General features: G+C 70.1%; 27 protein-coding genes. 26 read left to right on the top strand and 1 reads right to left on the bottom strand.

The genetic code is table 11. The features are described 5' to 3' along the window. The first annotated feature begins 24 nt into the window (after window positions 1-24). The 26 genes from IE239_RS10635 to IE239_RS10515 all read left to right on the top strand — a co-directional run bounded on the left by IE239_RS10635 (window position 25) and on the right by IE239_RS10515 (window position 22305). Window positions 25-795: a hypothetical protein gene (locus tag IE239_RS10635; protein ID WP_024127006.1), complete on the top strand. Its 771-nt coding sequence runs from the start codon at window positions 25-27 to the stop codon at window positions 793-795. 184 nt (window positions 796-979) lie between these two features. Further along, window positions 980-1330 carry a hypothetical protein gene (locus tag IE239_RS10630; protein ID WP_024127007.1) on the top strand — a complete coding sequence of 117 codons (351 nt, stop codon included), beginning with the start codon at window positions 980-982 and terminating at the stop codon, window positions 1328-1330. After that, window positions 1327-1932 (top strand): hypothetical protein, encoded by a 606-nt coding sequence (locus IE239_RS10625; protein ID WP_024127008.1) that lies wholly within the window; start codon window positions 1327-1329, stop codon window positions 1930-1932. Before IE239_RS10630 ends, IE239_RS10625 begins: the two co-directional genes overlap by 4 nt. A 67-nt stretch (window positions 1933-1999) precedes the next feature. After that, on the top strand, window positions 2000-2986 hold the full coding sequence (locus IE239_RS41975; protein WP_024127009.1) for a hypothetical protein: 987 nt from the start codon (window positions 2000-2002) through the stop codon (window positions 2984-2986). Beyond that, complete coding sequence (locus IE239_RS10620) at window positions 2983-3447, top strand: hypothetical protein (protein WP_229878011.1); 465 nt, start codon at window positions 2983-2985, stop codon at window positions 3445-3447. The genes IE239_RS41975 and IE239_RS10620 overlap by 4 nt, the downstream gene beginning before the upstream one ends. A gap of 66 nt (window positions 3448-3513) precedes the next feature. Further along, entirely contained in the window at window positions 3514-3702 is a 189-nt protein-coding gene (locus IE239_RS10615; RefSeq protein ID WP_190149012.1) for a hypothetical protein, read from the top strand. Next, on the top strand, window positions 3699-5249 hold the full coding sequence (locus IE239_RS41970; protein ID WP_229878010.1) for a site-specific integrase: 1551 nt from the start codon (window positions 3699-3701) through the stop codon (window positions 5247-5249). Before IE239_RS10615 ends, IE239_RS41970 begins: the two co-directional genes overlap by 4 nt. Beyond that, a complete protein-coding gene (locus tag IE239_RS10605; protein ID WP_229878009.1) occupies window positions 5246-7090 on the top strand; it encodes a hypothetical protein in 1845 nt (614 codons plus the stop codon). Before IE239_RS41970 ends, IE239_RS10605 begins: the two co-directional genes overlap by 4 nt. Then, on the top strand, window positions 7087-9237 hold the full coding sequence (locus tag IE239_RS41965) for a hypothetical protein (protein ID WP_229878008.1): 2151 nt from the start codon (window positions 7087-7089) through the stop codon (window positions 9235-9237). Before IE239_RS10605 ends, IE239_RS41965 begins: the two co-directional genes overlap by 4 nt. After that, window positions 9234-9653, top strand: coding sequence for a hypothetical protein (locus IE239_RS10595; RefSeq protein ID WP_190149011.1), 420 nt, complete (start codon window positions 9234-9236; stop codon window positions 9651-9653). The genes IE239_RS41965 and IE239_RS10595 overlap by 4 nt, the downstream gene beginning before the upstream one ends. A gap of 37 nt (window positions 9654-9690) precedes the next feature. Then, window positions 9691-10938 carry a hypothetical protein gene (locus IE239_RS10590; RefSeq protein WP_190149010.1) on the top strand — a complete coding sequence of 416 codons (1248 nt, stop codon included), beginning with the start codon at window positions 9691-9693 and terminating at the stop codon, window positions 10936-10938. Between the two features lie 22 nt (window positions 10939-10960). Continuing rightward, complete coding sequence (locus tag IE239_RS10585; protein ID WP_024127012.1) at window positions 10961-12268, top strand: Eco57I restriction-modification methylase domain-containing protein; 1308 nt, start codon at window positions 10961-10963, stop codon at window positions 12266-12268. Between the two features lie 130 nt (window positions 12269-12398). Beyond that, the gene (locus IE239_RS10580) at window positions 12399-12956 is read left to right on the top strand and encodes a hypothetical protein (protein WP_024127013.1); all 558 of its coding nucleotides are present in this window, start codon (window positions 12399-12401) and stop codon (window positions 12954-12956) included. Between the two features lie 174 nt (window positions 12957-13130). Further along, on the top strand, window positions 13131-13805 hold the full coding sequence (locus tag IE239_RS10575; protein WP_190149009.1) for a GNAT family N-acetyltransferase: 675 nt from the start codon (window positions 13131-13133) through the stop codon (window positions 13803-13805). Window positions 13806-13898: 93 nt separating this feature from the next. Further along, the gene (locus IE239_RS10570) at window positions 13899-14138 is read left to right on the top strand and encodes a hypothetical protein (RefSeq protein ID WP_024127015.1); all 240 of its coding nucleotides are present in this window, start codon (window positions 13899-13901) and stop codon (window positions 14136-14138) included. A 194-nt stretch (window positions 14139-14332) separates the two neighbouring features. Then, on the top strand, window positions 14333-14797 hold the full coding sequence (locus tag IE239_RS10565; protein ID WP_024127016.1) for a hypothetical protein: 465 nt from the start codon (window positions 14333-14335) through the stop codon (window positions 14795-14797). Window positions 14798-14874: 77 nt separating this feature from the next. Continuing rightward, window positions 14875-15177 (top strand): hypothetical protein, encoded by a 303-nt coding sequence (locus IE239_RS10560; protein ID WP_024127017.1) that lies wholly within the window; start codon window positions 14875-14877, stop codon window positions 15175-15177. A 122-nt stretch (window positions 15178-15299) separates the two neighbouring features. Continuing rightward, on the top strand, window positions 15300-15638 hold the full coding sequence (locus tag IE239_RS10555) for a hypothetical protein (RefSeq protein ID WP_181411817.1): 339 nt from the start codon (window positions 15300-15302) through the stop codon (window positions 15636-15638). A 252-nt stretch (window positions 15639-15890) separates the two neighbouring features. Continuing rightward, window positions 15891-16253 carry a hypothetical protein gene (locus IE239_RS10550; RefSeq protein WP_024127019.1) on the top strand — a complete coding sequence of 121 codons (363 nt, stop codon included), beginning with the start codon at window positions 15891-15893 and terminating at the stop codon, window positions 16251-16253. Window positions 16254-16399: 146 nt separating this feature from the next. Further along, entirely contained in the window at window positions 16400-17416 is a 1017-nt protein-coding gene (locus IE239_RS41960) for an N-6 DNA methylase (RefSeq protein ID WP_229878007.1), read from the top strand. 47 nt (window positions 17417-17463) lie between these two features. Continuing rightward, on the top strand, window positions 17464-17817 hold the full coding sequence (locus IE239_RS10540; RefSeq protein ID WP_024127021.1) for a hypothetical protein: 354 nt from the start codon (window positions 17464-17466) through the stop codon (window positions 17815-17817). Window positions 17818-17836: 19 nt separating this feature from the next. Continuing rightward, on the top strand, window positions 17837-18808 hold the full coding sequence (locus IE239_RS10535; RefSeq protein ID WP_024127022.1) for a DUF4007 family protein: 972 nt from the start codon (window positions 17837-17839) through the stop codon (window positions 18806-18808). 210 nt (window positions 18809-19018) lie between these two features. After that, complete coding sequence (locus tag IE239_RS10530) at window positions 19019-19627, top strand: hypothetical protein (protein ID WP_024127023.1); 609 nt, start codon at window positions 19019-19021, stop codon at window positions 19625-19627. Window positions 19628-19736: 109 nt separating this feature from the next. Next, the gene (locus IE239_RS10525; RefSeq protein ID WP_190149008.1) at window positions 19737-20420 is read left to right on the top strand and encodes a hypothetical protein; all 684 of its coding nucleotides are present in this window, start codon (window positions 19737-19739) and stop codon (window positions 20418-20420) included. Window positions 20421-20696: 276 nt separating this feature from the next. Further along, window positions 20697-21434 (top strand): hypothetical protein, encoded by a 738-nt coding sequence (locus IE239_RS10520; RefSeq protein ID WP_181411818.1) that lies wholly within the window; start codon window positions 20697-20699, stop codon window positions 21432-21434. Window positions 21435-21510: 76 nt separating this feature from the next. After that, window positions 21511-22305, top strand: a complete 795-nt coding sequence (locus IE239_RS10515; RefSeq protein WP_024127026.1) for a deazapurine DNA modification protein DpdA family protein — start codon at window positions 21511-21513, stop codon at window positions 22303-22305. Between the two features lie 510 nt (window positions 22306-22815). Here the strand turns inward: IE239_RS10515 and IE239_RS10510 are convergent. After that, window positions 22816-24318, bottom strand: coding sequence for a SulP family inorganic anion transporter (locus IE239_RS10510; RefSeq protein WP_190149007.1), 1503 nt, complete (start codon window positions 24316-24318; stop codon window positions 22816-22818). Between the last annotated feature and the right edge of the window lie 397 nt (window positions 24319-24715).

The following is a 24715-nucleotide window of genomic DNA, read 5'->3' as shown; positions in this document are numbered from 1 at the left end:
GGCGAATCAGGGAGGAGTCACCTCGTGTCCGAGGCTCCAGCCACCGTCCTTGCCAGCTCGTCCAAACAGCTGGCGCTTCGCCTGCTCCGCCGCAGGCCCTTCGGCGCCGGCTACCTGACGCAGGTGATCGACCTCGCCATTCGGGAGGTGATCCCCAGCCAGTTCGACGAACCCGACGAGCGGGAAGCGGCCCTGGTCCACCAGCGGCTGACCCGCTACGCCGCGAACGGGCAGCCCGGCTCCACCGAGCTGGCCCGCGCCATGCTGGCCGTCAGGCACGCCCTGGACCTCGTGCGGCACGGGCACTACCGGGCCTCCGCCGTTCCCGAGAGCGGACCCGACACGACCGTCTCCGCGGAACAGCTGCTCGAACTGGTCACCGAAGTCGGCCGGGACCGAGTGCTCGCGGCGCAGGGGGGAGCCCTGGTCGTCATCGCGGAGAACGAGGAGGCCAGCACCGTCTACCGACCGGTGTCCGCCGCCCAGGCCCATGCCCTGCGAAGGGCCGCGCGCAGCGCGAAGGAGGAGGCGATCCGCCTCCACGAGGGTGCTGTTGAGGTGCTGCGCCCGCATGTGCGCATGGCTGACTGGAGCAAGGACGACGGGTATGGAGTCGCCGTCGACGTGGTGCGCCACGGCGTATCGGTGCAGTGGTGGCCGGCTGCGGTGCCGGAGTCCCAGGCGCTGTGGGAGCAGGGAGGAATCCGCGCGCTGTGCGTGGCGCTGCTGACGGACCGGTTCGCCGTGTCATGCGGCGATGAGGGAACACCCCACCCCATCGTGTTGTGTATTTAGGTTTCAATGTGTAGCGTGTGAGTGTCTGGTCGATCGACCGCCCTCTCCTTCACAACCCGTACGTCGGCTTGCGCCGGCCTTGTGAGGGCGGCTGTCAGGCCGCTGCACCGCTGCGCGGCGAATCCCGCAGCCCTTCAACTCACCGCCCGGGCCACGAGCGCCCGCCTCGAACTGGGAGACCGCCATGGTCCTGAGCAGCCCCCAACCGCGCCGGACGCCGCCCCTCGACTCGCTCAGGGAGCTGGTGCCGGGCGCCGAGCTCGTCAAGGTCCGCGCCAACCCGAACAACTGGAGCCAGGCCGAGCTTCTCGCCGCCTACACGTGGCCGCAGCACCAGGGCGAGCGCTTGGTCTCCTTCGGCAACGGCAACTACTCGGACGACGCGCACCACACCGCGCTGACGATCGGAGAGTTCCTCGACCAGTACCGGCAGCTCCCGGTCGTCCGATTGCTCCAGGCCAGCGACTCCGCCTACACCTTCCTGGTCGAGCTCACCCGCCCCTCCTGGGAGCTCGCCGGTGGTGGTCCGCAGTGAGCGTCCCGGCGATTCCCGCGGCGTGCGCGCACCGTCCCACCCGTGGCGGCCTGGTCGTCCCGTACGTCTCGTTCGAGCACAACGGCCTGCCGGTCTTCGGCGGGCTTCACCCGGGTAGGCGCGCCCGGGCCTTCGAGAACAGCCTGTGTCAGATCTGCGAACGGCCGCTGGAGCGGTGGTTCTACGTGCTGCTCCGCCCGCAGGACGTGAGCGTCGGGTACGCGCCAGAACCGGCGCTCCACCCGCCGTGCCTGATGTATGCGGAGAAGGCGTGCCCCATGCTCAACGGCACCAGCGCCACCTACCGTCCGGGCGGCGTCATCGCCCGGCATCCGGCGGGCCGTCCGTGCGACGACCCGGCGTGTTCCTGCCCCGTCACGGCCCCCACCGCGGAATCCCAGGTGCGTGCCGGGCGCAAGGCCGACGACTGGGACGCGTGGATGCTCTCGGCGGACCAGTACGCGCTGCGCCGGGATGACCGCGGCGGTGCCGTGGGCATTCAGCTTCCTTCCGATCCGAAGCGCATCCGCCGCGTTCGGGTGTCCCCCGAGCGAAAGCGCGCCCTCGCCCTGGTGGCGGCGCTTCAGGCGCTCGGCATCTAGCACTCCCACTTCTACGCCCGGCGGGCCCGCCCGTGGCCGCCGGGCTCTGCCACCTACGAGGATGACCATGCTCGCTGAACGCTTCCGCCCCTCTGACATTGAGAAACTGGTGCGCATCGCCGGCGCCCTGGCCCACTCACCGGCCGTCGCCGAACTGCCGTCGCCGTACCGTGAACTTGCCCGGCGCGTTCACGCTGAGATCGTCGCCGAGGCCGGCGGCCGTCGGTCCCCGGCCGTCTCCGCCTTCCTGGCGCCTCGCCCGGGCGAGCAGGTGTGGATGCTGCGCATCTGGACGCGACACGAGGACTCCACGGCGCCGTACGCCACGAGGGGCGCTGCCCTCGATGAGCTCGCCACGCACGTGCGCAGCAACTGGGCCAACGTGGGCGGCCAGGGCGACGTGCCCGATGAGCCTCCGGCCAACGACGTGGAGGCGATCGACCTCTACTACGGTGCCGACGGCGACGCGGTGCCGGATCAGGGCTTCGAGCTGTACTCGGAGGAGATCGGACGGCCGCACCGCTCTCGGATTGTTCCCCTGAACTTCGCCTTCCCCGACGCCGTGACGGCCGATGGCCTCAATCGCGGCGCGGTCTTCTACGCCGCCGATGACGACGGACCGTCGTGCATCGAGGTGGCCGGTGTGCTCGTCTTCGGCTACGTGGACGCCGAGGACGGTGTCGTGCGGGTCTCGGTCCACCTCGACAGCGCCGACCCCGAGCACGTCGTTCGGCCGGACGGGACCGTACCGCTGCGCGTCGTCGTCGAGGACACCGTCGTCCTCGACGACCACAGTCACCACCACGCCCCGCACCCCACCGTGTTGGAGCAGCTCCTGGACGCTGCCGACCTGGAGCAGAGGGCCGTGATCTCCTCGGTGGCGGTCTCGGCGGGGCTGATGTGGAGCTGTCCGGACTGCCGGTGGCCCAACCCGCGGGCGACGGAGGAGTGCGAGCGCTCCGGCTGCGGACTCAAGGTCAAGGCGGCGGCGATCGGTGCGCAGGCGGCAGCGCTCTCCGCGGTGCCGACTCTCGCGCTGGAGGGCCCGCGATGAGCGTCAAAGCCAAGTCCTACCCGCCAGCGCCCCAGCACCTCCGTGCCGCATGTGCCCATCCATCGGGGCACCTCACGTCACACGGCAGCCGTACCACGCTCCAGGTCTACCTGGACGACGGCCTGGTCTACCGCAACGACGGCGATGATTTCCGGCTGCCGGCGGAGTTGGCGCAGGCGCAGGGCGTCGGACCGTACTTCATCACCGGCGCCGGGCGGCGGGCGATCCTGAACGACTCCCAGCTGGCGGCCATCGACTCCGCGGACGAGGACGGCGCGCTGCGGGACGTCAGCTGGCCAACCGCCGCCGCCCTCACCCGTCTCGCGCTCGTCGAGTACCGGGACGCCGACGGCACCCCGCAGCCCACCGACGGCGACGACGGCCGTACCGGCCCGAAGCACCGGCCCTTCCTCACCCCCGCGGGCGTCGACGCTGCACGCGCCGCGAAGTCCCAGCCCTGATCCCCCTCTCCTTCGGCGGGTGCGGCCCTCCCAGGCCACACCCGCCCCTCCCCCACAGGTACACCCATGACTTCCCTCGCCCTGTTCGCACCCGACCTCGACAAGGCCGGCCCCGCAGCGTCGTCCTCCGGCGTGCCGGCCCCGGCCGAGGTCGCCTCCGCCGACGCTCTGGAATCCTTCCGCGCGACGAAGCACAAGTCGCTCAACTTCGGCCTCGGTCTGTACCGAGTTCCGCGTGTTGCATGCAGTACGTGACGGTCCGCCGTGGTTGGTTCCGGGCCATGAGCGATCAACTGCAAGACGTCGGGTCCTGCCCTGGGGTGTGGAGCCTGAGGCGGTGGAAGCCGACGCCGGAGGCACGGTGGTACAGCAGCGACCCGGTGCTGGCCGGTCTGCCGTGTCTGGGTGATTGGGCGTCTCGACTTGGAATTCGTGAAGGTCAGGAATTCCTGATCAATTCCGACGGTCGGGTGTTTTCCGAGGTGAATGCATTCTTCGGCTCGCTGCGGATGCGGAATCGGTCGGCGGGGACGCGGGAGAAGTACGGGTACGCGCTGTGCACGTGGCTGGGCTTCCTCGACGCGGTGGGCCGCCGGTGGGACGAAGCCGACGCGGAGGACGTGGAAGGCTTCAAGTTCTGGCGGATGACGGACGAGGCGAACCCGCAGCGGGTGGCCGGCGGCACCGTGTCGGACAACCTGGACGCGGTCAATGCGTTCTACGACTGGGCCGGCGCCCGCTACGGGGTGCGCAATCCGGTGGCGCGGATCGCGCGGCAGCGGGGTTCGTCGCCGGTGGGCGGGTCGTTCGCGGTGGCACCGCACGTGGTCCGCGAGCGGGATGTGAAGTGGCTGGACCCGGGTGGCTACGCGCTCTGGCGGGATGTGGGGCTGCGGGGGCTGGACCGAGATGGTCGTGAGGTCGCCCGATGGCGGGGACGCAACAGCCAGCGGGATTGCGCTTTCGCGGACGGCTTGTACGGGACGGGGCTGCGGCTGTCGGAGTGGGCCAGCGTGCTGATGTTGGAGTTGCCGGCCGAGAGCGGCGGGCGGGCGTATGCCACGTCCCGGCTGGCCGCGGCCTGCGCCAAGGGCGGGCGGGGCCGTCGGTACTGGATGCCTCGCACGGTGCTGGCGGACGCGCTGGCCTACTGCGAGGGCGAGCGGGCTGCGGCGGTACGCCGGGCCCGGCGCGAGGGCCGCTACGAACGGCTCGGCGGGGTGATGGTGCTGCGCCGGGTGCTTGGCAGCCGTCGGCTGGAGCTCGTCGATGCCGCGGGAGTGCCGGTGCGGGTGTCGTTGGATGCGCTGACACCGCAGGTCAGGCGCCGGATCTTCCTGGATACCCCGTCCGGGCCGGCCCCGGCAGCACTGTGGCTGAATGAGGACGGGCTGCCGCGGGCCGCACGTGGCTGGCAGCACACCTTCGACACCGCCAACGAGCGGGTGGCCCGCGCCGGACTGGAAGGGGTCGCGGCGACCGCGCACATGCTGCGGCACTCGATGGCCCTGCGCTGGTTCTCGGTCGGCAGGCTCCTCTACGAGCGGCGCTTCGCGCATCTGGACGCCGATGAACTGCTGGACTTTCGGGCTCAGTTCGGTGACACCTGGCAGCTGGTGCAGACCCTACTCGGGCACGCGGACGTGTCCACCACGATGGACGTCTACCTGGAGCCGTTCCGTGATCTGGACGTGTCGCTGCTGATCGAGCACGCGCACGGAGCGGTCCTGGCGGAGCTGATGGCGGAGATGTTCGCCGGGCACCGGCAGGTCATCACCGCGCCGGTGGGGGCGGGCCGGTGAACGAGACGGGACGACGCGCGGTGCTGCCCGCTCAGGGCTACCGGATGCCGCAGCGGCTGTTCACCGACGAAGACGGGTGCCGGGTGCGGTTCTTTCCCGAACGCGGCGGTGAGGCCGTCGACATCGATCTGTCCGTGCTGCCGGTGTCGCGGGAGTTGCGCGACTGGATGGCGCTCGGGGTCTTGGGGGTGACGGGCCCTGCCGGGACCCGCCGCACCACGACCTCCGCACTGGACACGGTGAGCATCCTCAAGCGGTTCTGCCGCTACCTGGTATCCCTGTCGAATCCGCCGACCACGCCGGATCAGCTGCGGGCGGTCCATCTGGACGGGTTCGTGCTGGCCGGGGGCAAGACCTTGCACCGGGACCTGTCGGCGCTGCGGACCATCCTCCGGTTCGCGCCGGACGCCCCGGCGGAGTTCGCGGCCCGTCTGGCGATGGCCCGAGTGGCGAAGGCGGATTCGGCGACCCACAGCTACAGCGAGGCGGAGTTCCGCCGGATCACGGCACTGGCCCGGAGCGAGGTGCGAGCGGCCGCTACCCGGATCCGGGCAGGCCGCCGGCTGCTGGCCGATTGGCGGGCCGGTGGCGTCGAGGCCGGCGATCCGAGCGGGCAGTGGAAGCTCGGCGCGATGCTGGATCACGTCGACCGGCACGCCGACATCCCGCGGTATGCCTCCGGCACCCCGCGGGACTGGCCAGCGGTCCGCGCGGCGGGCGGGATCGGCGGGGTGATCACTCGCCTGCACCTGACCCATCACGAGATCGGGGCGTTCGCGGTCCTGCTGCTGTGTCTGACCGGGCAGAACTACTCGACGCTGGCAGCGGCGACGACCACGCACCACCGGCCCGATGCTCACGCCGGAGGCACCGCGACGGCCCAGCTCGATCTGGACAAGCCCCGCCGCGGCTCCCGCAAGGCAGCCATGACCGTGTCGCTGCGGGACGTCCCCGCCGACCCGCGCGAGGCCCGGGACGATCTCAACACTCCTTTCGGGGTCTTCGCTCTGCTGCTGGAGCTGGGCTCCGGTTCCCGGAAGGTGATGCAGACCGACTCGCTGTTCGCCTTCTACAACGTCAAGAACGGTCCGCACGGACGGGGCTACCGCCACGGACTGCCCAAGCAGATCCTCCAGCAGTGGGGATGGGGCACCGATCTGGTCTGCGACGCCCCCGACGCCGACGGCCGGCCGGTGCCACTGCACATCGACAGCCGTCGGCTGCGGATGACCTGGCTGGAGATCAACCAGCGGCCCGTCGCCCACACGCAGGCCACGCTCGCCAACGAGTACCTGGCCCGCAACCGCGGCAACCTGGCCGAGTACCAGAAGGTCGTCGCCGGCGTTCTCGACCAGCAGGTCCAACGCGCCCGCAGTGCACCGCCGATCCCCGCGCTGTCCGCTCAGGACATCGAACAGGCCCGCACCGATCCGGACACGGTGGCCGCCCGGCACGGCCTGGAGGTGGACACCCTCCAGCAGCTGATCGCTGGCCGGCTGGACACCGTGCTGGCCGGATGCACCAACCCCCAAGGCAGCCCCTTCACCCCGGACGACAAGCCCTGCGACGCCTCCTTCCTGCTCTGCCTTTCCTGCCCCTGCGCCCGCGCGACCCCCGCCCACCTGCCCGTTCAGGTCCTCACGCTGGACGCGCTGAAGGGCCGCCGGCAGGAGATGACACCGCTGCGGTGGGCCGAACGCCTTGCCGAACCGGCCGCCCGGCTGGCCGACCTGCTCGACCACCACTCACCCGCCGCCCTCACCGACGCCCGCGCCGCGGCCACCAGCGCCGACCACGCACTCGTCGACCGCTTCCTGACCCGAGGACTCGACCTGACATGACCATCACCACGGCCCGTCCGGCAGTACGCCGACTGCTACCCGGCCCCGACAGCCCGGTCCTGGCCACCCGCGAACTGCGGCCCGGCACCACGATGGCGGACCTCTCCCGCTTCAGGCAGGACCGCTGGAATCTCACCCCGGCCCTGTTCCAGGAGCACTCAAGCCGCCTCGTCGTCGACTTCAACGACGCCCCGGCCGAGTTCCGGCCCGTGATCAAGCTCCTGACCTGGTTGATGCTCAACCACCGCGACGACGACGGCAATCTGCTTCCGGGCCTGACCCGCCCGGCGGCCCGGACCGTGGTGACCTACTGCCGGATGACCAAGACCTTCACGCACTGGCTCACCGGCAGGGGAATCACCCGATTCGGCCAGGTCACCGAAGCGGACCTGGACGACTACGCCATCGACATCAAGGCCGGCCCGTCTTCGCACGAACTGCGCGAGGACCTCCTCGCAGTAGTCGTACGCACCTGGACCCTGCGCGAACTCCTGCCCGACGAGGACGACCGGCTGCCCCAGACCCCGCCCTGGCGCGGCGAACGCATCCAGGACATCCTCGGCCAGCGCCGCACCACCGACGAGAACCGCACCCCGCGCATCCACCCGGCGACGATGACCGCCCTGCTGAAGTGGTCCCTGCGTTTCACCGAGGACTTCGCCGACGACATCATCGCGGCCTTCGACGAGTACAAGACCCTTTCGGCCCGCACCCCGGCCCGTCGCCGCACCACGGCCCCCGCTCCCGCCGACGGCCCCACCAAGCGGCGCCCAAGGACAGAGGTCGGGCGCCTCGTCATCAACCTTCTGGACGACTACCGGGACCGCGGCATGTCCCTGCCGGGCATTCGTGGCGCCACCGGGGAGGTGACGCTCAACACCCACTTCCTCCGCCTCCAACTGGGCGGCGTCCAGATCAGTCCCAGGCTCGCCAAGCTCATCGCCGCCTCGGGCCTGCCCGTCGCCGACGACACCTACCTGGCCACCCCCGTCCAGGCGCTCCTCGACGAGCGTTGCTGGCTGCCCACCCGCATCACCTACGAACAGGCCCCCGTACTGGCCAGGCACCTGAGCACAGCATGCCTACTGATCATCGGATATCTGTCCGGACAACGGCCGGGCGAGACCCTCAACCTCGAACGCGACTGCATCCAGCACGATCCGGCCACCGGCCTCATCCTGCTCCGCGGAAAGCACTTCAAAGGCGTCCGCCAGGCCGACGGCAGCACCAAACCCGAAGGCGAACAACGAGCCGACCCCTGGGTCGTCCCCGCCCCCGTCGCCCACGCCGTCACCGTGCTCACACGCCTCCACGACGCGCGACTGCTGTTCCCCAACACCATCCTCGTCAACGGCCGATCCCGGACGGCCTCCCTGCGAGAACGCGTCGGACGAGCCCGCGGCGACTCCATCAGCAACAAGGACATCCACCGCCTCATCGACTGGGTCAACCAGTACTGCACCACGCAGGGCCGACAGGACACGATTCCCCCTGACCCCGCCCATCCCAAGATCTCCCTCAGCCGCCTGCGCCGCACACTCGCCTGGTTCATCGTCCGCCGCCCCCGCGGCCTGATCGCCGCCGCGATCCAGTACGGCCACGTCCGCGTCCAGATGACCCTCGGCTATTCCGGGAACTACACCTCCGGCTTCCCCGACGACCTCGCCTTCGAGGAATGGCTCGCACGCCTCGACGACCTCACCGACGCCCACGACCGCCTCCAGACCGGCGAACACGTGAGCGGCCCCGCCGCCGACACCTACCGCCACCGCGTCAGCGCCTCCACACGATTCGCCGGCCGCGTCCTGCGCACCGGACGCGAGGCCAGCACCCTCCTCACCAATCCCGACCTGCAGATCTTCCCCGGCAAAGGCATGACCTGCGTCCTCGACCCAGCCCGCGCCGCCTGCCGCCTGAGCACACACGAACGCGGCAACCGCCGAACCCCCGACCTCGACGACTGCAAACCCTCCTGCGTGAACATCGCCCGCACCGACCGCGACATCGACGTCGTCCGCGAACAGGCAGACGCCCTGCAGGCCCAAGTCGACGACCCGCTGGCCCCTCCCATCCGCCACGCACGCGAACAGCACGAACTCACCCGCCTCCGACAGATCATCACCACCCACCAGGCGACCCGATCGTGAGCACCCACCGGCAAGCCGAACGCGACGCCATCCAAGCCGCGATGAAGCGCCTCCTCGCAGGAACTCCGACCCGCTCCACCGGAGCCCTCACCGTCGTCCAGCTCGCAGCAGAAGCCGGGGTCAAACGATGGGTCCTCACCCACAAGCACCCCGACCTCCGGCACGAATTCGAAACAGCCCGGGAATCCGCGAACGGAATTCCGGCTGCTTTCCAAGCCCTCCAGGCGAAATCCCACGACCTCGAAACCGCCAACCAGCGCCTACGCCAGCAGAACAACGAACTCACCGAACGAAACGAGACCTATGCACAAGTCATCCACGCGCTCACGACCGAACTGGACGAGCTCCGCAGATCCCAGAGCCTGCCCCCGAACGTCCGTCGCCTCCCGCAAGCCGACGCAACACCCCGCCAGTGACACTCCGGCGCTCCGCGCCGGACGGTCTCGACGGCCGATGCAACACTGCCGAATAGGTGACAGAGGTCTCGGCGTCGACTCGACGGCGCTGGCCCTGGCGATCATCAACGAACCGGCCGCCTTCGGGGTCGCCACGGACTTCTCCGACTTCTCGATCGTGACGGCGATGACCGGCTTCGAGTTTCCCGACACGATCTCCGACGTCGAGAACCACGTCCTGCCGCTGCTGCGGGAGAAGGGCATCCGGTACACGCAGGTCGCGCGCGCCGGCCACCTGGAGTCCGCCGGCGTCCAGGTCCTCTCCGACACCACGAATCCCGGCAAGGTCTTCGACCACGGCCAGTGGACCCTCATGGACGAGCTGGAGGCCAACGGCACCGTTCCGCAGTACGCGGGCGGGCACAAGTGCGCGCAGAAGTTCAAGGCCTTCGCCATTGATGATCTTCAACTGCGGGAGGCCGGCGGCCAGACGGTCGGCAAGCTGTTCGGCTACAACGCCGACGAGCGCAAGCGCGCGGTCAAGGCCAACAAAGCCCAGGCCGAGCGCAACGAAAGGGCCGGCCGCCAGACCTTCGCTCTGGACTACCCGCTGCTCCGGCTCGGTTGGGGCCGCAAGGACGTGCAGGGCTACGTCAAGGACCGCCTCGGGATCGACATGTCTAAGTCATATTGTCCTGTTTGCCCGTTCTCTGGGGTGTGCTCGCCGCAGCCGGACCACCTGAAGCGGCTGCGGAAGTACCCCGACCTCGCGGCGCGCGTGCTGCGCCTGGAGTACCTGTCGATGGCCCTGAACGACAACAGCTCCCTCTACAAGGACGACACCCTGTTCCGGCGGGTCACTCACGACCAGAACACCGAGGCGCTCGGCCAGTTCAACGCCCGGCTCGACGAGGAGCCCTGGGCGGTCTACCGGGTGCAGCGCGTCTACACCGCCGGCCGACGGCCCGAGTGCAAGACCGATCACGGCGACCGATGCGCCAAGCCCGAATGCCGCGACAACGGCATCAAGGGCACCGTCTACCGGTCGGTGAAAACCGTCCGCACCGGCAGCCGCACCGAAGCCGGCACCTTCCTGACCACCGCGGCCACGGCGCTGAACCGCCCGGTCGAGCACTCCACGGACGCCCACGGCGCCGGCATCGCCCGCGTGCGCACCCGCGTCCGCCCGGACTCCAAGACGTACGGGACGGCCGAGGACTTCTACGTGACCGCCCCCGCCGGCGTGCAGGACAAGGCCCGCCCTGCCTTCGCCGAGGTCTGGGCCGCGATGACCGACAGCCAGTAGCACCCGACCCCTGCGAGGAAAGATGACCACCCGCACCCTGCCACCGGGCGCCTACGACAAGCTCACCGCCACGGTCACGCGCGACACCGGTGACCGGCGCACGGCCGCCCTGTGGATCCACGCCGCGGCCCTCGCCCGGCACGCCCACGACCACGTCCTGGCCCCGGCCGACGACCGCCCTCCGGGCCCGGGCGGCCTGCTGAAGTCCCTGGAGAGCCTCGCCAACTGCCACCCCGCGCTCGTCCCGCTCTTCGATCCGGCCGTACTGCCGCTGTGGGAGCAGCCGCTCGGCGCGGCCGCCTGGGCTGCCATCGAGGAGTTCTGGGACCGGCACCCCGCTCTGGAAGGTGAGCACCGCGTGGACGGCTACGCGCTCGGCGACACCTACCAGCTGCTGTCCGAGGAGGCCCGCAAGGGGCGCGCCCTGTGCCAGACGCCGCCCTGGGTCGCCCGTCTCCTGCTGCGGCTGTCACTGGAGCCGGCGATGGAGGAGTGGGAGCCAGCGGATGTCCGGATGATCGACCCTGCCTGCGGGACCGGGCACATCGCCGTCGCCGCGTTCCACATGGTCCGCGTCCCGCCGGTCCGCGGACGCCGGCCCGCTCCGGTCGGGCACGGGCCGCAAACCGTCGAGCGGGCGCTCGCCGCGGTGTCGGGTGTGGACCTCGACGCGTACGCCGCCGTGCTGACCGCCTACCGGCTCCTGGCGAGCTCGGCGCACGTCCTCGGCGTGAGCCTGGACCGCGTCCCGGCGTCGTGGCCCGTCAACGTGGCCGCCGCCGACTCCCTGCTGGACCGCACCGAGCCCCTGCTGGCCGCCGGCGCCTACCACGCATGCGTGGCCAACCCGCCGTACATCACCCCGAAGGACCCCACCGTCCGCGACCAGGTCCGCGCCGCGTACCCGCAGGTGGCAGTCGGCAAATACTCACTGGCCCTGCCCTTCACCGCGCTGATGCTCGAGCACCTGGCCGTCCCGGGCGGCTTCGTGGCGCAGCTCACCGCGAACTCATTCATGAAGCGAGAGTTCGGCAGGCGGTACGTCACCGAGTTCCTGCCCCGCTTCGACGCGCGCTGGATCATCGACACATCCGGGGCCTACATCCCGGGCCACGGAACCCCCACCTGCATCCTCGTCCACCGGGCCCGGCCGCCGGTCGGCGACACGGTCACGGTGATCCGGGGCAACCGTGGAGAGCCCCACGTTCCGGAGGACCCCGCACGGGGGTTGGTCTGGAGCGCGATCGAGGACGCGGTCGACAGCCGGCTGGCCTGGGACCGATTCCAAGCGGGGGCGGAGCTCGCACGGCGTGGTGGGGACACTCCTTAGATCGTTGTGTATTTGCATTTCAATGTGTATTGTTTCTCTCGGATCGGGCCAACGCCCCACCACACCAACCCACTTGACGAGCGCAGCTCTAGGCTTCGCGCCGTCCCAGTGCATCCGGGGACTGATACAGATGAAGCGGAACAAGCCGCTCATAAAGCGCCGCAAGGCGGGAACACAGCACGAGCGGCGGAGGCCGTACCAGTGGCAGGAGAGCGCCACCACCTATTGGGCGCTGGCCGTGCCCCAGGCGTTCGCCGGGACCGGCCAGACCGTTCTCGACATGACCGGAGCGGTGCCCGCGGGCGCAGACGAGTCGTCCCCCGACAGCCCGCGCTACGGCTCCTCATTGCGCTGGCGGCTCGACCGCGACGGCCAGACCCAGTTTGTCTATGGCAAGGAGGTCTGGCGCCGCTACCAGGGCGAGAGTCAGGCGGCCTACGGCAAGCGCATCGCCGAATCGTTCCGTCGGTCCCTCCCCACCTCTCCGGACGTGTACCACGTGTTCGTCGCGGAGCGGCCGGGATGCGCACGCGGAACGCGATGCCCGCTCACGCAGCACTGGTACACGGCCATCGAGGCCGACCTGTCGACGCATCGGCCGGATCGGTGCCCGATGGGCGTTCTCAATGACGGCCCGCCCTGGCGCCTGATCGGACAGACCGTTCCTGACGGCCGCCACATCTACTGAGGCCCCTCCGCACAGCACTCCGGGCCGTCCGGGCAGCTCGCCCGCTCCGGTCGGCCCGGCCCCGGCCCGAACCCCGCCCCGGTCCAGCGTGACCGAGCCCGCCGTTGAGGACCCCTCCGGCGGCCCACAACCAGAGGCGACGTACTGCGCCTCGCATCACCGCCAGGAGCCTCCATGGGTACCACTCGCACGCGCCTGCCCGGCATCACCTTCCGGGACGCGGCGCCCACCGACGCCGACGCCGTCATGCGCCTCCTCGCCGACGTGAATCCCGACGACCCCAACGCGTTCGAGGAGGTCCGGCCGAACCTGTCCCTGCCGCAGGAAGGGCCCCTTTCCCACTTCCGGGCCCTGATGGTCGTGGCCGAAAGCGATGAAGGCGAGACGCTCGGCGTCCTCCTGGGAGGCGCTCCGCTGTGGCTCTTCGACCATCCCGGCATCGACGTGCCGCTGGCGCACCTTCTGGCGGAACGAATCGCGATCATCACCGCCGTTGCCGTGGACCCCGATCAGCGCGGGCGAGGCATCGGGGCCGAACTCATCCGGCATTCCGTACGCCGCTTCACACGCGCCGGCTACGGGCTGCTGACCCTTAACTGCTTCCCGAAGCTGGAAAGCTACTACCAGGGTCTCGGCTTCTCGATCATGAACGACCTGAACGTGGCCCTCGGCCCCCTGAACGCGGTCGGGCACCGTTGGGGCGACACCCGGGTGGCCGCCCGGCTCCTGGACCGATACACGACCTTCGTCGACGTCCCGGGCCTTCCCTCCCCGGTCGTCTCGGGCGTCCTTCCCAACACCCGCATGGCCCGTGGGGCGTACTTCGACGGGGAGCAGTTTTGTGCCTGACCCGATCACGGCCCGGGCTGTCCGCACTCCCGGGCCGCACAATTCACGCACGGGTGCAGGTGTCGGCCGGCATCCAGAACGAAGGAGGAACTGATGCCGGTTGTCGACGGGAAGAGCCCGAGCCCATGGCGCCGTTGGGCGCTCCGATGGGGCGCGCCGAGTGCAGCCGTCGCCCTGGTCAGTGTGTGGGTACTGGAGCCCGGCAGCGTTGTGGGCGCGATCATTACAGCCGGAGTGGCGCTGGGGGCGCTGTTGGTCTTCGTCGGCACGATGCCCCGTCGGCAGCCGCCTGGAGAACTGCGAGCGCGCAGGGATGCCGGCGGGAACGAGTAGAGCAGCTCCGCGCCGCCACGGGTTGCGCTGAGCGCTCGAACTAGGTGGAAGGCGGGGACGGCTGACTGACCGGACCCGCCTTCATCAACCTCTTGACGTTGCTTATTCCTTTTTCGTTGTGTAGATTGATCACATCGCTGGCGGGTCCTCAAGTCCACGCCGCGTCCACCCCGTTGCCGTTCAGGAGCCCTGCCATGCCCGTTGCCGTCGCCCATGAGGTCGCCGCCGCCCTTCTCGCCTACCGCCAGAGCAGCAACGACATCTGGCTGACCCTTGTGGACGTCACCACCGACCTGATGCACCTGGCCAGCCACATGCGGGCCGACTTCGAGCGCTGCCTCGACGGCGACGCCAGGGCGCGCCTCGACGAACGGCCACTGGCCGCCATGCCGAACCTCGCCCCGTCCGTCGGGCCGATCACCAACACCGACGACTCGGCCGCCGAAGACCACCTCTTCGACAACTACGTGCACGCGAGCGACGCCGCTGCTGCCCTCCGCGTGCACATGGCAGACGACGCCTACCCCACCTTCTCGAAGGCGCTGTACGTGCTGCTCAACGATCTGCGCGCCTACACCCATGACCTCGGCTTCGACTTCGACGAGGTCATGCGAGCGGCATCACAGGCCCACCGAGTCGACCAGCGCAAGGCCAAGTAGCACCACAAGCCCCCGGCGGCACCGATGCCCTCGGTGCCGCCGCCCCGACAGACATCCCGCCCGGAAGGACCTCCATCATGACCACGCCCCTGATCCCCGCCCCGGCTCGGTCCGGCCGCGGCTCGATACGCATGCACCTCGACCGCGGCGAGCACCCCGCGACCCGGGTTCCGCTTCTGGGCAGCGATCTCGACAACCCCTCCGCCGTCTGCGGAGGGTGCGCCAACAAGGTGTTCAAGCAGCTCCACGACGGCCGGGAGCGCCTCAAGTGCGGTCTTCTGCCCCGCGGAAGCCGCGGGCTGCGCGGCCCCGATCTGCGGGACTCCATGCCCGCGTGCGTGAAGTACGCCGCCGCGCCGAGCGCTCTGCGGAACGCCTGAAAGCCGAGCAGCCCGACCCGACCGGCAACGCCTCTCCGCGTTGCCGCCACCCACGGCGGCGCGGTGGGGCACAGCCCAACATCACCTCAGCCCGCTCTCAACGACCCGGGGAACTCACGCCGATGACTGTGTACTTCACGTTCATACCGTCGCGCCGGAAGAAGCCGGCCGATCTGACCGCGATGGAGTTCGCCCCGAACCAGGAGGTTCCCGAGCGGGCACTTAAGCGCCGCGTGGCCCACCACCACGGCCCGACCTATTACGACGGCGTCAAATACGGCACGTCCCTCGCCGACAGTCCGGCCGAAGACTTCCCCGACGCAGACCCCAGTGCGTATCTGCTCGTGTGGAGGCGCTCCGCCACCCAGGTCGCACCGAAACGGGGCGAAGCACCCGACGAGGTGTGGACCCTCACCCCGCGCGGCCGAGTGGTCAAGAACTCCGCCGACGCGACTCGGTGACGGTAGCGAGGCTCTAAGTCCGGCATCCGGCCCCGCGCAAGCCGCATGCCTCGCCCCTGAGTTGCGTAGGTCCACGCCTCCGTGCGTGCAGTACGCCGCCCGGCACACGAGCAAGCACCGGACCGCCCTCGGTTCCCACAGGAATGAGCCTCGCGCCCCAAGTCGGGGCGCGTGCAGGCCACCGAGAGGGCTGGGCTCCCTCAGACTCCGCACCCCCAACACCACCCGCACTCACCCTTCGGAGGCGTGATCATGCTGCCCGGCCTCGCCCAGCACATCGACTTCCAGCCCGCCCACAACAACTACACCCGCGGGTTCCTCGTGGTGAACAAGGCCAGCCCCACCGTGCACGGGTACGTGTGGGAACACACCCTCTCGGACGGCACGACCACGTGGGTCGCCCAGCCCGATGCGACCAACGACGCCTCGCGCATCCCCGGATTCCAGTCCCGAGAGTGGGCCGGCGAGTTCCTGTACGAACGCGAGTGGCCCAAGTTCATCCATCGCGAGGACGCAGCGGCCCATGCCCTCCCGGAGCCGGGATGCACCGACCACGCGCCGTGCGGGACGTGCTCCCTGTGCGAGCCGGACCTGTCCCGCCGCGGAGTCCTCTGAATGTGCCGGGGGTGGCCGCTCGTACGGCACCACCCGTCACCACAACGTGCAGGCCCGGGGGGCCGCGGACGGTGCGTTCTCGCCCGCGGCCCTGGCCCTGCCCTCCTGTTCCCGACCAGCAGACCCACCTACGTCCTGGAACCCTCATGTCCACTGACACCACCGCCGCCCTCGTGATCGAGGCCGTTGACCAGGCACACACCCACAAGGCCCAGAACTGCACCGATCCAAGCTGTGCCCGGCATGCCGGCACGACCGACTGCCCCCCGATCACCGTCAGCCGAAGCCCCGGTTCCGTCCTCGGCGAGGCGGTCGCCGACGCCTGGTACGCCGCCGGCGGCAGCCGGCTGGACATCCCCGCAGGGGTCGTCGCCGCCCTCGCACTGTGGCCCCAGAAGTCCCCGGGCGCCGAGGCCGCCGACACGATCGCCGCGTACATCGCCGCACAACCCCCGCGCGTCCTGGTCCGCGGCCTTGCCGAGAGCGCCAACTACTACTGGCGCCTTCGCCCCGACCTGTGGACCACCGCCCGCCCCCTGTTCGACTGGACAAGAGAGGACCTCCACGACACGCACCTCGCGGGCGTGCAGGCCGTGACCCGCGCCGCACTGCGCCACGGGGTCCTCCAGCACACCGGAGACACCGACCCCGCCGGAAGGTCCCGGATCGACCTACTCTCCTGGGTCATCACAAGCCTGCGCCACCACCACTCCCGGCGCAGCCTCGGCGAGTACCACACCCCGCCCGATGTCAGCGCCCTGATCACCGCGATGCTGGCCAACGACGGCAGTTCAGAAAAGCGGCCCCACCAACGCGGCGAGTGGGCTCTCGAGCCGACCGCCGGGACCGGAGGGCTCTTCCGCTCCGCCGCGCAGGAACTGCGCCGCGACGGCGAGGACCCAGCCGACCGCGGCTGGGTCATGCTCGAACTCGACCCCCTCGCCGCCGCCGGAGCCGCCGTCAATGCCCTCGTATGGGAACTGGGCCCCCGGGCGGTCGTCGGCTGCGGAGACGTCCTCGCCCAGCCCGACCTGGCCGAGGACACCCTCGCCCAGGCGCGCGACGTGGCCCGCCACCGCGATGACGTCATGAAGATGGTCCGCTTCGCGATCGCCACCCGCACCACCAAGCAGCTGCTGGACGCCCTCACGGCCAGCAGGTAGCCGCATGGCCCGGCCCACTTCCGTGGGCCGGGCCGAAAGGAGGAAACGTGGCGCACGTTCACGACCACACGGAGGGCCAGGCCGTGACTCAGGCGCTGCGCGCCGTCCTGCCCATCCCCAGCCGGACCCGCGTGTACATGCTGGCCTGTGGATGCCCTGACGCCGAGGGCTGTCTGACCTGGTACATCGACACCGAAACCCGGGCCTACGAGCTCGAACTCGCCCCCGCCCAAGCCCGCCTGCGGCACGTCCAGGTGACCAGCCGACCGCTCGTCGGCGACGGCACCACCTGGAGCGAGGACTTCCTCGTCCCCGGCCCACCGGCCGACTGGGCGCAGCCCCTCGCGCGTCTCGTCGCCCGGCTCACCCTCTCCGACCGCAGCCCCCTCTCACTCGACTGAGCCTCACCAAGGGATCACCGTGCCGAACCACACCCCCATGACCGGCTGCCTGCCCGCCTTCGGCCGGCACCGCGGCTACCCACCCCGCGACGGGTGGCTCCGCAAGGTCTACCTCGCCCTGCTCCAGGATCACGCCGCCCTGCGCCGCCCCGACGCGACCGTCGTGCTCGGAGTCGGCAAGAGCATGGTCCCGGCCATGTCCTTCTGGTCCCAGGCCTTCGGACTGGCCGCCCGGCACGGCCGGGACTTGGTGCCCACCGACCGGGCCCACTGGCTCTTGGACGAGGAAGCCGGAGCAGACCCCTTCCTTGAGCTCGACACCAGCCTGTGGGTGCTTCATTGGTGGCTGGTGAGCGCCGAACGGTGCCATGTGCCCAGCTGGCGCTACCTCTTCGGGTACTCCCCGATCAGCCGGTACAGCCGCGCAGAACTGCAGGGACGCCTTGTGGCGGCCGCCGAAGCCGCCGGCCACAAGAGCCCGGCCCGATCGGTAGTCGCCGCGGACATTGCCTGCCTGGTCAGCATGTACGCGCTCCGGGACCGCGACGCAACGGGTGTCGAGGACGAACTCGCCAACCCCTTCCGCACCCTGCACCTGCTCGACCCCGAACCTCCCGCTGGTGGAGCTGCCGGCCGAAGCCACGGCGTGGCCGTCCGCCGCACCGCCGGCCGCCGCTGCCCCGACGTCGTCCAGGCGTACGCGAGCCTGGACTTCGCCGCCCGCACCGCAGGTCCCGCGCCCGGCTCCATCAGCCTCGCCCGTCTCGCCTCCGATCCCCTCGGGCCGGGCAGGCTTTTGCTCACCGGCAACGAAGACCTCCGCCGGGCCGTGCACAGGGTCGCCGGCCGCCATGCGGATCTGGCCGTTGTGCAGTCCGGCGACGGGCAGGAGACCCTCGCCTACTCGCGCGGGCCCGCTCTCCTCGCCGAGGAGGTCCTGGCCACCGCCTATCCCGCCCTGCAGCCAGATGCCGGCCGCGCGTGGGGGTAACTCGCTGCTCGGTCCGGGTCCTGACGGCTTCCGCCTTCGCCGCCGGGATCCGAGCCGACGCCGCGATGGCACCGTGATGCCCGCGGGCACACGACGCGACTCAATGTTGCTTATTCATATTTCACTGTGTATTCTGATCTCAGTTGGTGGTGCTCGCCCCTCGGCTTGAGCGTCCCAGCCCTTCCCTACCGACGAGATCAGGAGACACTCATGCGCATCAAGACCGGTGAGCAGCACCAGGGTTGGACCGTGGTCGACCAGGCACGGCGCGAGTGGCGCGGCTCCTTCGAGGGTGTGTGGCTCGGCGTAGACGAGTCCACGGGGCACTGGATGGTCGGCCGCCAGCACGACGGGCAGTCGATGGATGACGGCTTCGACACGACCGGCAACTGGTCCAGGTCCCGGATCTTCCGTGAGGACAACGAGTACCTGAACATGCGCCGGGCCCTGGCGGCGTACGACGAAGAGGCCAGGAACGCGAGCGATGTCTGGAACGGAATGTGGGACCAGCGCGCCCACGAAGCCGTCGCCCGGCACCTTGCGCACCGCGTCCCGTTCCCGGCCCCGCTCCAGCTCTCGGCCGGATGGATCGGGCGGGGCCTGAGCGACTCCCACTCGCCGATGGGGGCGACGATTCCGCTCGACGGGCCGGTGGCCAAATATGAGCTGATCCGCTACCTCCAGGGTCAGACCCGGTTCGACGAGACCGTGACGGAGGCGGGATCGGTCTCCGAGCAGGAGGCGTACCAGCTGATCATCAACGCGACCGGGCCGATCCTGGTCGTGTGCCGGGGGGTGAAGTTCTACCTCAGCAAGTAGGCCGGACGGCACGTGAGGCGCGGGGCCGCGAGCACCGCGCCCGTGCCGCCAGCCACCCACCCGACGCACCGAAAGCGAGGACGCCGCCCCCGGGGGCGGCGGAGAAGACATGGACCACAAGAACCTCATCGGCCACGACGGCGCCGTTCACGAGGGTCTGCTCAACAGCCACACCGGCTTTCTGATTGACGTGGTCTGCGACGCGGGCCGGTACTCGGTCGTCCACCACTACGAGCACTTGGACCCGGCGCGCGTCACCGACGCCCCGCTCTCCTGTCCGGCGTGCGTCGCCGCGAGCCCGCCCGCCGCCGGGTCCCTCCACCGCGGTCGTCTGGCCCACCGGTACGCCAAGGACGTCCTCGCCCGCGCCGACAACCGCGGATATCCGCCCGGCCTGGACGACGAGGCACTGCGCCTGGCGTTCGTCGCACTCACGGTGGAGGACCCGCCGTCCCAGCGTCTCTACGCGCTGATCAGAGAGCACTTGGCCGACATGCTGACCGATCGTGCGCTGGCCGTGCCGGAAGGGATCCCGCAGGTCCTGGTGCCCTACACGCGGTACACCGGCGGCGAGGTCCAGGCTCCGGTCGGGCCTGGGGACCGCCTCATGCGCGACGGTGTCGCCAGCGGCCACTTCCCGATCGTGCGGGTCAAAGCGGTCGAGGAATCACCGACCGGCGTCATCGTCACCGTCCGAGAGAAGGACTGGAACCCGTTCACGTGGTCCGCGCAGGAGCTCGGCCGGTGCTTCTTCAAACTCGACCGGGCGCCGCTGCCCGCAGCTGAGCGCTGACCGGCTCTCGCGACTCCACCTGACTCCGCCGTCACCGGCCGCAGGCGGGCGGGCACCCACTGCTTTCGCTGCGGCCCCCTGCCCCGCGGGTGTGCGCTGAGACAGCCGCCCGCCCCTGGCGCAGCTCCACCACCGCGCGCCCGGCACCTTCACGCCCCGGCCCTCCACTCGCGCCTTAGCTCCGCGCCCCGGCCGCGCTCCCCCACCGTCGGCCACCCGACGCACCCGCCAGTCGTACGTCGCCTCCCCCCGCCTCGTCTCATGGAGCGCTCCGTCATGCCCTCAGTCGATTTCGACCCGCTCGTCGCCGAGGAGCAGCTACTCGCTGCGGCACGCGCTGGGATCCGCTCGATCACGCACGCCACCGGAACCTGTACAGCCCAGGACCTCTCGGAACTTCTCGCCCAGCAGCTCCGCGCCGGCCTGCTCCGCCAAGCCCTCCCCCTCCCGGGATACTCGGGCCCCGGTGAGCTCGACGTCGAAGCCGTGGTTCAGGCGAACTACGAGCTGGAGACCACCATCCACGGCCGGGCCGCGCAGGTGCGCTTCACGCCGGGCCTTGCCCAGAGTGGTGTGGCTCACGGGGAGCACATGGACGTCCGGGCCGCCGTGTCGCTCACGTACCGGGTCAGCCTCCAGTTCGAGTGCGCCGTGGTCAGCACCGACCGCGGCCAGAGCTGGTCGCCGGCCCTCACCAGCGCCCGGCGCCCTTGGCTGACGTCTGCCAAAAGCCTGTGCCCTGAAGTCGGCGAGCAGGTGACCGCCCTCATGTACACCCCCGCCCACGGCCCGGGCCTCGCACCGGTCATCGACGCGGCTCGCCTCGTCGCAGCCACGCGGGCCCTGACCCGGCTCCGTGTCGCGCAGGGCGACCTTGCCTTCGCCGGCTCCCGCGCCGTCGCGGCCCGGGCCGTGTTCGAGCGGTACGGCTGCGGTCCTGGCGACGCAACCCGGCTCCACGCGCGTCTGCGGGAGCTCGCGGCCGCGCAGGACAAGGGCCTCGTCGGCTGGTGAGCCCTGCCCGCCGCGCCGCGCGGAGGTCCCGCGCGGCGGCACCGCCCCACCCGATGCCTTCACGTTCGGAGAGGTCATGCCCGTTCTCGTTCCAGCACAGCCCGCACAGGCGGCACCGCCGTTGCCGACCTTCTGGCTCGGCGTCCACCGCCCGCACTGGCTCAAGGAGAGCCGCGTGCCGATGTTCGTGTCGAACCGCCAGCTCGCCCGCGTCAAAACCCTTCCCCGCGCCGGCCACCCGTGGGCGCTCGACAGCGGCGGCTTCACGGAGATCACCAAGTTCGGCGAATGGCGCACCACCCCGCAGCAGTACGTGCAGCAGATCCGCAGGTACAGGGATGAGGTGGGCCGGCTGTCCTGGGCCAGTCAGCAAGACCTCATGTGCGAGGACGACGCGCTGCGCATGACCGGCCTGACGATCGACCAGCACCAGGACCTCACCGTCGCGAACTTCCTGACGTTGCGCGAGCTCGCCCCCGAGCTCCCGATCATCCCCGTCGTCCAGGGGTGGCTTCGTCCCCACTACGCGCGGTGCGTCGAAAAGTTCGCGGCGGCCGGCGTCGATCTGACCAAGGAGCCCCTCGTCGGCGTGGGCAGCATCTGCCGGCGGCCCAGCACCTTCACGGCGAGCTGGATCCTGGAGGACTTGCACGCCATGGGCTTGAGGTTGCACGCCTTCGGCTACAAGAAGACCGGACTCGACGTCTCGTGGCGGCACGTGGCTTCCGCCGACAGCATGGCGTGGTCGAAGGGCGGCAGGTTCGAGCGGACCTGCGGCACGCACAAGAGCGAGGCCAACTGCCTTCCCTACGCGTTGCGCTGGCGCGAAGACCTCCTGGGCCACCTGGCCGCGGTCCGGGAGGCGGCGTGAACGGGATGCCGGTCATGCCCAGCGCCGGTGAGCTGCGGGCGATGGTGGCGGGCGACCCGCGAGGCTATGCCCAGCGGTGGTCGTTCGGCGTACCCAGCTGGCGGCACGCCTCCGAAGGAGGCTTCCGCAGGGCTCGATACGAGGTCGTCCGGATCGACGAGCAGACGGCACGCCGCTACGTCACCTCACAGCACTATCTCTCCGGATGGCCCGTTATCTGCAGCTGTCAAGTAGCACTGCAGGTCAGAGCAGCACTACAGCCTCAGCCATGTAAGGCACATGGCCAGCCGCGAGCCTGCATCAGATCCTGCCTTCCAGTCGGGTCGAGGTTTACCTTCGTGGGCATGCCGAGCTATCGCATTTCGCAGCTTGCTGTACACATCCCAGCGACCATGTTGTGCTTCTAGATGTGCCCTGTTCTCGTATCTGAAGGGCTCGAAGTCGGCGTGTGCCGTCTGGACGGAGGGCCCCAGTAGTCGGCCGGGGTCCTCCGTTCCGCGGGGCCGGGGGTCAGTGGCTGGTGAGTTCGCCGGTGAGTTTGCCGTGGAGGTCGGCGCTGGGGTCGTTGAGGCCGGTGATCTCCACGCTCTTGCCGCGCTGGGTGTACTTGGTCTCGATGGCGTCCAGGGCGGCGACGGAGGAGGCGTCCCAGATGTGCGCCTTGGAGAGGTCGATGACGACCTTCTTCGGGTCGGTGGCGTAGTTGAACTGGCCGACGAGGTCGTTGGAGGAGGCGAAGAACAGCTCGCCGGTCACGGAGTAGACGACAGTGCTGCCGTCGGGGTCGGTGACGGCGGTGACTTCTGCGAGGTGGGCGACGCGCTTGGCGAAGATGACCATCGCGGTGACGGAGCCGACGACGACGCCGATGGCGAGGTTGTCGGTGGCGACCACGCAGATCACGGTGATGACCATGACGGCGATCTCACCCGCGGGCATGCGCTTGAGGGTCTTGGGGGCGATGGAGTGCCAGTCGAAGGTCGCGAAGGACACCATGACCATGACGGCGACGAGGGCAGCCATGGGAATGTCGGAGACGACCGGGCCGAAGACGATGCACAGCACCATCAGGAAGACACCGGCCAGGAAGGTGGACAGGCGGGTGCGGGCGCCGGACACCTTCACGTTGATCATCGTCTGGCCGATCATGGCGCAGCCGCCCATGCCACCGAAGAACCCGGTGACGATGTTGGCGATGCCCTGGCCGACCGATTCGCGGGTCTTGGATGAGTGGGTGTCGGTGATCTCGTCGACCAGCTTCGCGGTCATCAGCGACTCCATCAGGCCTACCAGCGCCATCGCGAACGCGTACGGGGCGACGGTGGTCAGGGTCTCCAGGGTGAACGGCACGTCCGGCAGGCCCGGGACGGGCAGCGAGGACGGCAGGTCGCCCTTGTCGCCGACCGTCGGCACCGCGATCCCGGCGGCCACCGTGATCACGGTGAGGATGACGATGGAGACGAGCGGGGCCGGGATGACGGTGGTGATCTTCGGGAAGAACACCATCAACGCCAGCCCGCCGATGATCAGCGGATACACCGGCCAGGGAACATCCGTCATCTCGGGGACCTGGGCCATGAAGATCAGGATGGCGAGGGCGTTGACGAAGCCGACCATCACAGACCGCGGCACGAACCGCATCAGTTTGGCCACTCCCAGCGCGCCGAGCGCGACCTGGATGACGCCGGCCAGGATGACCGCGGCCACCAGGTAGCCGAAGCCGTGCTCACGGTTCAGGGGGGCGATCACCAGGGCGACGGCGCCGGTCGCGGCGGAGATCATGGCCCGCCGGCCGCCGACGATCGAGATGACCACGGCCATCGTGAACGAGGCGAACAGGCCGACCGCCGGGTCGACACCGGCGATGATCGAGAACGAGATCGCCTCCGGGATCAGTGCGAGGGCGACGACCAGACCCGCGAGGACCTCGGTGCGCCAGACCTTCGGGTTGTTCAGCCAGTCGGGGCGCAGGCCGCGCAGTCGCGCGGCGGGGGATACAACGGAAGAAGACAAGGAAGCAGGTACCTGTCGTGCTCGGGCACACCCTGCTCAGGGCAGGCCAGGGGCGTGCGGGAGAACGCGGAAGGCCGGGCCGGCGCCCCGCGGACGGCCCGCAACGGGGCGGGCCGGAAGTCGAAGAACGGGACGAAGCCGGGCTGCGGCAGGGCGGCTCACGTCCAGAGGCGAAGCGTCACGGCGGGCAGGCGGCGGCGGTCGGCGTCATGGGCTCGCGCACGCTCTCTCCTGCAAGAATCGGATCTTCGCCGGGGGCACCGTCGGCCCCGACACGGCAGTAGCGGGGCACCATGGGCCGCCCTCGCCACCAGCAACTCTACCCTAACGTTAGAGTAGAGATCGGTGGGGCCGCACGGGACGCGGCCCGCCACAACGAGAAGGGCCAGGCCGCGGG

The organism is Streptomyces humidus, from assembly GCF_014649655.1.
GTDB classification, from domain to species: Bacteria; Actinomycetota; Actinomycetes; order Streptomycetales; family Streptomycetaceae; genus Streptomyces; species Streptomyces humidus.
Note: the sequence above shows the minus strand (reverse complement) of the source record. Positions and strands in the feature narration are given on the sequence as shown.